The sequence below is a fragment of the Cobetia sp. genome, assembly GCF_983723665.1.
Genome location: NZ_CFDJES010000187.1, coordinates 1,437 through 4,376, shown reverse-complemented (window position 1 = coordinate 4,376; position 2,940 = coordinate 1,437). Strand labels below are relative to the sequence as shown.

The 2,940-nt window shown below is 60.5% G+C and carries 2 protein-coding genes, 1 tRNA gene and 1 pseudogene; 3 read left to right on the top strand and 1 reads right to left on the bottom strand.

Annotated features, from left to right (window positions below; all coding sequences use genetic code 11):
• Together AC4FAH_RS13485 and AC4FAH_RS13480 are read left to right on the top strand one after the other, a co-directional pair.
• A partial coding sequence (locus AC4FAH_RS13485) for an EAL domain-containing protein (RefSeq protein ID WP_490246206.1) occupies positions 1-540 on the top strand: 540 nt, incomplete at its 5' end.
• A 190-nt stretch (positions 541-730) separates the two neighbouring features.
• Positions 731-807, top strand: a tRNA-Arg gene (locus AC4FAH_RS13480).
• Positions 808-1,113: 306 nt separating this feature from the next.
• Here AC4FAH_RS13480 and AC4FAH_RS13475 read toward each other — a convergent pair.
• Complete coding sequence (locus AC4FAH_RS13475; protein ID WP_107335246.1) at positions 1,114-2,283, bottom strand: glycosyltransferase; 1,170 nt, start codon at positions 2,281-2,283, stop codon at positions 1,114-1,116.
• 312 nt (positions 2,284-2,595) lie between these two features.
• Here AC4FAH_RS13475 and AC4FAH_RS13470 point away from each other — a divergent pair.
• A pseudogene (locus tag AC4FAH_RS13470) lies at positions 2,596-2,940 on the top strand (hypothetical protein); the annotation flags it as partial.

The following is a 2,940-nucleotide window of genomic DNA, read 5'->3' as shown; positions in this document are numbered from 1 at the left end:
CGAGGCTATGCGCTACCGATGGCGGTCAATGTCAGTCAGGTGCAGTTCCGTAGCAGCGAGTTCGTGCCGCAGGTCACCAGGCTGTTGGCGCAACATGACTTCGCGCCTGAGCTCTTGCGTATGGAAATCACCGAGAGCCTGGCGACGGATGATGAAGCGGCAATGCTCGAGAAGATTGACCAGCTGGCAGCCTTGGGCCTGAGCTTCTCGATTGATGATTTCGGCATCGGCTACTCGAATCTGTCGCGTTTGCGTCGTATGCCGCTCAAGGAGCTGAAGATAGATCGCAGCTTCATCAATGACCTGTCTCATGAGGAATCGCCAGACACGCATACCACGGGCAACGAGATCGTGCGTGCCATGCTGATGATGGCGAGCGCCCTGTCACTCGATGTCGTGGCGGAAGGCGTGGAAGAGACGGAGCAACTCGAAGTCTTGCGGCGCATGGGTTGCTCGCGAGTTCAGGGTTACCTGCTGGGGCGCCCGCGCCCGATGGCAGAGGTGATTGGCGACGCGGAGGCCCGATTGTCGAAAGGATAGGGAAGGCATGTTCATGAGGCTGTCTCAGCCAGCCTGGGGCATGACACCGAAATCAGGCGTGGAGCATGCCTTCAGGTTATTGCTCCAGCGCCTCCAGCATGTGGATGACGACGAAGGGGCGTGAAGCAGGCGGTGCAGCAATTGTCGGGTTTATCTCGCCACTTCAATGGCTTATACTTCCGCTCGCTACGCCCCCTTAGCTCAGCTGGATAGAGCGGCCCCCTCCTAAGGGGCAGGTCGCAGGTTCGACTCCTGCAGGGGGCGCCAGCAATCCCACCTTCTGGACGCCGTCGTCTGTCCTGCCTTCTGCGTCATCGCCTTATCGTCTTCTCTGCACCGTTCGTTGCGTGCTCGGCCCTTGCTCTGTGAGCAGCGCCCGTCCTGGCTTCAGGCCCGGAGTAAGAATTGCCGCACTTGATCTTCCTATCCGATTACTCGTTCAACAATGTCCTGGCTCTTGGTCTGGACATCGCATCGTCTTGCCAGCCAATCGTCCTGCCAGTTCAGCGTCGCGGGAAGGCGCAAGAACAAGCCCTGCAAGAGAGTCTCTCGATAAACGCAGGGCTTTGGGTGTCAGCGGGAGTCTGATGTCACGGCATCAGTGGGCAGGGACAGAAACTCCTGCATGATGCGGGTATCGCGGAAGCGTTCGATCAGCTCCGGATCCGAGTCGAGTGCCGGCGGGTTGGCGAGACCTTCACGAATCTTGGCTGCCAGCGCCTCGATGGAGTCTTCGGAGATCAGGCGCGCCTGATCATGGATCAAGACATTGCGAATGCCGCCGGGGACATCCGGTGCCACGCACGGCGTGCCACAGCACATGCTCTCCACCAGCACGATGCCGAAGGCCTCACTGCGTGAACTGAGCACGAACAGACGGGCGTGCTTCATCCACGGGTAGGGGTTCAGGCGGCTACCGATCAGGTGGACCCTGTCGCCGACGCCCAGCTCGCGGATCAGTGCTTCGGTGGCTTCCCGCTTGGGGCCATCGCCGACGATGACGAGGTCTTCCTCGATGCCTGAGGCGAGGTATGCCTTGATCAGCACATCCTGACGCTTGACGTCCGAGAGACGACACACCTGCACCACGTAAGGGCGGGAGGGCAGTTCCACCTCTTCCTCTGCCATGGCGGCGATGGCATCCAGATCACAGACATTGCCGATGGTCGCGAGTCTCGCCGCCTTGATCCCGTGATGGTCCAGCAGGCTTTCCAGTTGCTGGCGCACATTGTCGGTGTTGCACACGACCTGTTTGCCGCTATACAGGCGGCTCAACAGGAAACGTTGCCGCCAGCCCTCTTTCAGGTCGCCGGGCCATGACACCGCCACCTGCCACAGGCGAGGGTCCCGCCACGACCAGAAGGTCTCGAAGGCGCCCTGGCCGCGCGTGATGACCCGATCGATCGGGCCGTGTTCCTTCTCCAGGCGCGCGATGAAACGGCGCAGATAGTGGCCGCCGTAATAGCCTCGCCAGACGTATCCTGAGCCCTTGATCCACGGAGCCAGCAGCAGGCGGGTGAACAGGTCGTAGAACAGGCCGATGCCCGTCTTGCGAAATGCCTTGTCGAAGTCGACCTGATGAAGGTGCACGCCGGCATCCGGGACGAGTTCCAGTTCGCCTTTCAGTACCAGTACATGGACCTCATGCCCTTCGCGGTGCAAGACATTGGCGAGATTGACGGTATTGCGTTGGATGCCGCCGATGTTGAGCTTGCGGACGATTAGCAGGACGCGTTGTTTCATGGCTGAGGTCTATGTCGGAAGTGGAGTCGATGTGCACAAGTCAGTCACGTTGAAGCCTTGGCTGCTCAAGTCGATCAAGTGTCGGTCTTTCTCTGCCCCATGACCTCTTTCCTCGCCATGTGCCGTTCCTTGGCCCCTCGATGCAGGCGCCATTCTACGCCGATCCATTTGGCGGAGGAAATGCGTGGCGGCGGGCCATCAGCGGCATCAGTGCGCGGTTCATCCGCACCGAGAAGTGCCTTTGGCGAGTGAGTGAGGCATTATCTGCACCATCGCTTCGTCAGTTCTTTCTCCTTCGCCAAGATATTCTTCATGCCTGAGCCGAAAACCTCGTCCCGCGCTGGCGCCTCTCGCGTTCGCCGTGCCACCGCTGATCGTCATTTCGACGGTCTGGCCGACAAGTTCGAACGTGGTTTCTACACCACGGAGCGCGGTCGTGTTCGTCTTGCGCTCACCCAGCGCCTGATGGATGAGCGTTTCTCGCATTTGCCGCCTTCCCCGGTATTGGAAATCGGTGCGGGGCTCGGGCAGACAGCCCACTGGTGGCTCACGCGTGGACACCATCTCACGCTGGTCGAACCCTCTGGCGAGATGCGTGAGCGCGCGAAACGCTTCCTGAGCACTGCCGCGCCGCAAGGCCAGGGGCTGTCCGCTGGT

Excerpts from the sequence above, each read along its gene's own strand:
- AC4FAH_RS13475 (WP_107335246.1), bottom strand. The coding sequence starts at position 2,283 with ATGAAACAACGCGTCCTGCTAATCGTCCGCAAGCTCAACATCGGCGGC.